At 67.9% G+C, this 6,563-nt stretch carries 6 protein-coding genes; all 6 read right to left on the reverse strand.

Going from position 1 to position 6,563, the window contains the following annotated elements; all coding sequences use genetic code 11:
- Window positions 1–933 (reverse strand): tRNA pseudouridine(55) synthase TruB, encoded by a 933-nt coding sequence (truB, locus tag ACP696_RS10345; protein ID WP_426043759.1) that lies wholly within the window; start codon window positions 931–933, stop codon window positions 1–3.
- On the reverse strand, window positions 934–1,419 hold the full coding sequence (gene rbfA, locus ACP696_RS10350) for a 30S ribosome-binding factor RbfA (RefSeq protein WP_426010483.1): 486 nt from the start codon (window positions 1,417–1,419) through the stop codon (window positions 934–936).
- A gap of 109 nt (window positions 1,420–1,528) precedes the next feature.
- Window positions 1,529–2,317 (reverse strand): dienelactone hydrolase family protein, encoded by a 789-nt coding sequence (locus ACP696_RS10355; protein ID WP_426043760.1) that lies wholly within the window; start codon window positions 2,315–2,317, stop codon window positions 1,529–1,531.
- 245 nt (window positions 2,318–2,562) lie between these two features.
- On the reverse strand, window positions 2,563–3,108 hold the full coding sequence (locus ACP696_RS10360) for a hypothetical protein (protein WP_426029358.1): 546 nt from the start codon (window positions 3,106–3,108) through the stop codon (window positions 2,563–2,565).
- 8 nt (window positions 3,109–3,116) lie between these two features.
- Entirely contained in the window at window positions 3,117–3,632 is a 516-nt protein-coding gene (locus tag ACP696_RS10365; protein WP_426043761.1) for a DUF2939 domain-containing protein, read from the reverse strand.
- Between the two features lie 390 nt (window positions 3,633–4,022).
- A partial coding sequence (infB, locus tag ACP696_RS10370; protein ID WP_426043762.1) for a translation initiation factor IF-2 occupies window positions 4,023–6,563 on the reverse strand: 2,541 nt, incomplete at its 5' end.

The raw sequence follows: 6,563 nt of genomic DNA on the forward strand, positions 1-6,563 counted from the left end.
TCAGGTGAGTTGGAAGACCCGCACCGGATTGAGCGATCCGGCGCGCATCTCGCACAAGGCCACCAACCTCTGTCCCGACATGGCGGAAACGGTGCGATCGCCGCGCGTGAGCACGGCTTTCAGCGATTCCACCTGCCTTGGGAGCAGAACGATGGCGCGTCCTTGCGCAAGCCGGAAGGCGTCTTCATCGGTCACGGCCAGCGCCGGGATGTCGTCCAGCGCGGTCTCGACCGGAAGCAATGCCTCCGACAGGCGGGCCTCATAGCTTAAATTCTCGAGGGTTTCCAGGCCTATCGCCGTTTGCTCGGTGAACCGGCCGACTCGCGTCCGGCGAAGCTGGTCGACATGGCCGCAGGCGCCGAGGGCGGCGGCCACGTCGCGGACGATGGCGCGGACATAGGTGCCCTTGCCGCACTCCATCTCCAGCTCGATGTGATCGGCGTCTGGAGCATCGGTCACGCGCAGGCCGTGGACATTGACCTTGCGGGTCTTCAGCTCGAACGCGACGCCGCTGCGGGCCAGGTCATAGGCCCGCTCGCCATCGACCTTGATGGCCGAATAGTTTGGCGGGATCTGGTCGATCTCGCCGATGAACGGGGCCAGCACGGCCTCGACCTGCTCGCGCGTGGGCCGCACGTCGCTGCTGTCGGTGGTCTCACCCTCGCGGTCCAGGGTGGTGGTCGAGCGGCCCCAGGCGATCGTGAAGCGGTAGGCCTTGTCGGCGTCCACCAGGAACGGGACGGTCTTGGTCGCCTCGCCCAGGGCCAATGGAAGAATGCCGGTGGCCAACGGATCCAGCGTGCCGGCATGCCCCGCCTTCTGGGCGTTGAACGCCCGGCGCACGCGAGACACGGCGCTGGTCGAGGTCAGGTCATAGGGCTTGTCGAGACAGATCCAGCCCGAGATGGCGTCGCCCTTCTTGCGGCGGGCCACTCAGTCTTCCTTGGCTTCGACCGGCAGGAGGTCGGCCTGGATCTTGGGGTTGTCAAACAGGGCGTCCATGCGCTTGGCGTTGTCGAAGCTTTCGTCATGAACGAACTTCAGGTCGGGCGTGAAGCGCATGCCCAGACCATGGCCGAGCCGACCGCGCAGGAACTTGGTCACGCGGTTGAGGCCCGCCACCACCTCGGCGGGGCTGCCGGGCACGACGGACGTGCGCGACGGCGAGGAGGGCTCGGGCACGTGGATGTTCATCACCCCGGCGCCCAGCGGCTCGACGAAACAGATGGCGTGCCGCAGGTCGGGGCTCATCCGCACCTGGGTGACAGTCACCGAGATGTTGGCAAGAGCGGGATCCTGCAGCGTCTCCTCACGCAGGATGTCGACCAGGGCATGGCGGATCAACTCGCCGGCCCGCAGCTGGCGCTGAGACGGGCCGGCGCTGACGCCCTTGGTGGGTTTGAAAATCTTGTTCTTCATGACGAAGGCCTTGCCGCCCGGCCGGCGGATCGAACGCCGGGCGCGGGGTGGAAACAGGAAGGCGGGGTGTCTAGGCGCGTGGCCGGCAAAAGTCCAGCGTGACCGCGCCTCAGGCCCCCGTGCGGTCCTTGAAGAAGGCCAGCACGCGTCGATGCACCTTCATCGTCTCGCCGTCCGGATCATGGCGATTGAGGTGCAGGGTCAGCACCGAATGCGGGTCACGGCCGGAGCCGCCGCGCGCCGAGGCGTCGGGCAGGACGTGGGCCTCGACCCGGTTGCCCAGTTCTCGCTGCAGGGTGGCGAAGCGGGCGCAGGGCACTAGGGCGTCGCCCGCGAACCGCAGGGCCAGCAGTGTCAAATCCTCGGCCTCCATACGCGCCTTGGCCACGGCCAGTTCGTCCGGCGACACGTCCAGCGCCGCAGCGTTCTTCTTGCCCAGTGGCAATGAGGGCTGCGACATCACCGGGGCCACCACCGAGGGCTCGGTCATCATGGCCAGGGCGAAGCCGCCGGTGAAGCACATGCCCACCGCCCCGACGCCCTTGCCGCCACACTCGGCGTGGACCTGGCGGGCCAGGGCGCGCAGCCAGTCGACGATGGGGCTGGAGCGATCAGCCGCCCAGGCGGTGAATTCGCGGCGCACGCAGAGGGTCTTGGCGATCACCCTCACCGCGTAGCCCGTGGTCACCGGCCGGCCGGGTTCGCCGAACAGGCTGGGGCAGAACACGGTCATGCCCTCTGCCGCCACGTCGCGGGCGAACTGCAATACGCCGGGGTGCAGGCCGGGGATCTCGTGGATGACGATCACCGCCGGGCCCGAGCCGATGCGGTAGACGGGCCGTGTCCAGCGGCCGTCGTCGAAGTCGAACAGGGTAAAGTCCGCCAACGCATCGCTCATGGTCGCTCACCCCCTGCCTCGTCGGGCGACCATGGCATGAAACAGCGGCTTGATGTCGCGTCCCGAAGCGCGCCCACTTCTTCTCTGCATCCCGACGAAAGTCGGGATGCAGAGAGATAAAGGGGTGCGAAAACCGCCCAGCTAGAGCAGTTTTCGAGCGAAGTGATTCCGGTTCGCATGAAGAAAAATGCGTCAAAACAGAAGATTAGAGCTCACGGCCTGACGCAGTCAGGTCGGGAAATGCTCTAGCCCGGCCCTTTGTCGTCGGCCCAGTCATCCATTGGATCGGGCCCCTTGCCGTTGGGCAGTTTCCATTCGCCGCGGAACGAAAAGTCGAGGGTGCCGCACACCCGCGTCGCCCCGCCCTTGGGGTCGTCGCCGAACGCCTGGACGCGCAGGTCGCGATAGGTGGCCAGCCGGCTGAAGCTCAGCCAAAGGCGCTTCGCCCCCGGACAGAAGGCCCGAATATAGACCCGGCCCTGTTCGAATTTCGGGTCGATCTCATAGAGGTCGGCGTCGGCGTCGACCCCGGCCATGGCCTTCAACCCGCCAGGGGCGAGATCCTTCTGATGGCCGCCGATCAGCCGGGCCTGGACCGGCACGCCGGTGGCCAGAACCTTCAGCACCCGGGTTCCGGTCAGCTTCCTGTCGAACAGCACCGTCAGGCCGGCGCCGGTCAGACGCTTGGCGTCGGCCGAGATCGGGTCGAAGGAATACATCTTGCGTTCGGCGTGCGCGGCGGTGGCCAAGGCGCTCAGGGCCAAGCCGAGCAGCACGGCGCGCGCTCGCATCGCTGGCGTCACCGGCTGAAGTGCAGGTTGACGGCCTCGGCGTCGAAGCCCGACAGCCGCCACGTGCCGCCATCCAGGGTGAAGGTCAGCAGGCAGGGCCCGGTCTTGGTCTTGGCCGCGCAGACATGGTCGCTGTCCAGCGGGCGCAGGGCGGCGGCGATGGCGATGCGGTCGGGGATCGGGCGGTCAGGCGTGTAGCCGTAATAGTTGGCGGCGTAGCGGAAGGTCTCGGGCTGGACCAGAGCGGCGCCGGCGATGTCGGCTGCGGGTGCGGCCAGGGCGATGATCGCCGCCTGCAGGCCGCCGCTCATCTTCGAGGAGCGGGCCTCGCGCACCAGGCGGCTCTCGATCTGGGCCTTCAGCGCCGAGCGATCGACGCGGGCGTCGAAGGCGGCATGGTCGTTGTTGCGGATCGCCACCAGCAGGGCGTGGACGTCGCCGGCCGCGTCATAGCGGCTGACGGTGGCGCAACCGCTGAGGGCGGCGGTCGCAAGGGTCAGGGTCAGGAGGGTCCGGATGCGCATGGCGTTACGGTTAGGCCCGAAATCGGGCGAATTCCAGGCCGGGGTCGCTAGTGAGGCTCGACGCCGCCGCCTGTGACGGACACGCTGGGGCAGTCCTTCAACGATCCATCGCGGATCTGACAGCGGCATGACGGCGCAGCTGAAGGACAGACCTCAAGGTGATCTGGCGACTCCGCCAACGGCCGGATCGTCGGGCGAGGTGTCCCGCAGGCGGAAACGCTGCACAAGAGGACAAGCGCGAGCAACACAGGACCAGCGCGTCGACGTCCTCCGTCACCGAAACTCCCGCGCCAAACTTCGCCCGTAATTGCCACGCCGCACCCCAAATACAAGAAGGGCGCGAACTCGCGTCCGCGCCCTTCTCTTTTAAGCTGAAGCTGTATCCGACGACTAGTCCAGCTGGCGCTTGATCTCTTCGACGGTGAAGCACTCGATGGTGTCGCCGACCTTGATGTCCTGGAAGCCGGCGAACATCATGCCGCACTCCTGGCCGGACGGGACCTCGGGGACCTCGTCCTTGAAGCGCTTGAGGGTCTGCAGGGTGCCCAGTTCCAGAACGACGATGTCGTTGCGGATGATCCGGACCTTGGCGCCCTTGCGGACCACGCCCTCGGTGACCTTACAACCGGCGATCTTGCCGACCTTGGAGATGTCGAAGGCTTGCAGCACTTCGGCGTTGCCCAGGAAGGTTTCGCGCTGGATCGGGGCCAGCATGCCCGAGAGCACGCCTTTGATGTCGTCCAGCAGGTCGTAGATGATCGCGTAGTAGCGGATCTCGACGCCTTCGCGCTCGGCCAGCGCCCGCGCCTGGGCCGAGGCCCGGACGTTGAAGCCGATGAGCGGCGCGCCGGCGCCCTTGGCCAGCATCACGTCGCTTTCGCTGATCGCCCCGGCGCCCGACAGGATGATCCGCGCGCGGACCTCGTCGGTCGACATGGCGTCCAGCGAGCCGATGATCGCCTCGGCCGAGCCCTGCACGTCAGCCTTGATGACCAGCGGCAGCTCGCGATATTTCTTGTCCTGCAGCTTGGCCATCATGTCGGCCATGCTGGTGGCGCCCGCGCCAACCGGATGCATCGATTTCTCGCGCTTCAGGCGGATGCGGTACTCGGTCAATTCACGAGCCCGAGCTTCGTTCTCGACGACCGCGAAGGGGTCGCCGGGCGAAGGCACGCCGTCCAGGCCGAGAATCTCGACCGGGGTCGAAGGCCCGACGTCGTTCAGTTGCTCATTGCGCTCGTTGAGCAGGGCGCGAACCCGGCCGAACTGGCTGCCGGCCACGACGATGTCGCCGCGCTTCAGCGTGCCGCGCTTGACCAGCACGGTCGAAACCGCGCCGCGACCCTTGTCGAGCTTGGCCTCGATCACCACGCCGTCGGCGGTGCGATCGGGGTTGGCCTTCAAGTCCATGACCTCAGCCAACAGCAGGATGCGCTCGATCAGCTCGTCCAGGCCCTGGCCGGTCTTGGCGGAGACCTCGACGATCTGGGTTTCGCCGCCCAGGCTTTCGACCACGATCTCATGTTGCAGCAGCTCGTTGATGACGCGGGTCGCGTCAGAGCCCGGCTTGTCCATCTTGTTGACGGCCACGATGATCGGCACTTCCGCAGCGCGGGCGTGCTTGATGGCCTCGATGGTCTGCGGCATGACGCCGTCGTCGCCAGCCACCACCAGGATCACCAGGTCGGTGATATTGGCGCCGCGCGCCCGCATCTGCGAGAAAGCCGCGTGGCCTGGGGTGTCGAGGAAGGTGACCTTCTGGCCATTTTCCAGGCGAACCTGATAGGCGCCGATGTGCTGGGTGATGCCGCCGTGCTCGCCGCCGGCCACGTCGGCCTTGCGCAGCGCGTCCAGCAGGCTGGTCTTGCCGTGGTCGACGTGACCCATGACCGTGACCACCGGGGGCCGCGACTCCAGGTGGTCGTCGATGTCCTCGGCGCCGATGAAGCCTTCTTCGACGTCGGCTTCCGAAACGCGGCGGACGGTGTGGCCAAATTCGGTGGCCACCAGTTCGGCGGTGTCGTTGTCGATGACGTCGTTGATCTTCAGCATCACGCCCTGACGCATCAGGAACTTGATGATCTCGACACCGCGCACGGCCATCCGGTTGGACAGCTCCTGAACGGTGATGACGTCGGGGATGATCACTTCGCGGCTAACCTTCACGACATCGGCGGGACCGCCGCGGCGCTTTTCTTTTTCACGTTCACGGGCCCGGCGAACCGAGGCCAGCGAGCGCATGCGATCGGCGGAGTCTCCATCGCCGGCCACGGTCTGGATCGTCAGGCGGCCTTCGCGGCGGATCGGAGCGCCCTTGGCGCGCGACACGGCCTTGCCGGGCGCGGCGGCCTTGCGCCGATCGTCGTCATCCTCCGGACGCCGCGCGGCCTCGCCGCCGGGGCGGGGGGCCGAACGCGTGGCGCGCTGGATTTCTGGCGTGGCCGGAGCCGAGGCGGGAACGCCCGGACGGGCGCCGCGCGCACCACCAGGACCCGGACGGGCGCCAGGGGCCGGGCGCGGGGCCAGGGCCGAATAGCGGACGGTCTGGGTCGGACGGTCGCCCTGGGGACGATCGCCTTGCGGACGATCCCCCTGGGGGCGGTCGCCTTGCGGACGGTCGTTGCGGAAACCGCCGGCGCCTTCGGGGCGGGGACCGCCAGCGTCGGGACGCGGCGTGCGTTGGTTATAGGGACCATCCGGGCGCGGAGCGCGCTGGTTGAATGGCCGGTCGGCCTGCGGACGGTCTCCCTGGGGACGATCGCCTTGCGGTGGACGCTCGCCGCCCGGACCCGGACGATAGGTCGTGGTCGAGGTGCGGTCGTCGCGGCGATCGCGGCTGGGCTCGTAGGTGCGGGTCTGGCCGGCGGCCGGCGCCGCGGGACGGGGCGCGTCGCCGCGCGCCGCCGGTGCAGCGGGGCGCGGGGCCTCGGC

The sequence above is a fragment of the Caulobacter sp. DWR3-1-2 genome, from assembly GCF_049896225.1.
Taxonomy (GTDB): domain Bacteria; phylum Pseudomonadota; class Alphaproteobacteria; order Caulobacterales; family Caulobacteraceae; genus Caulobacter.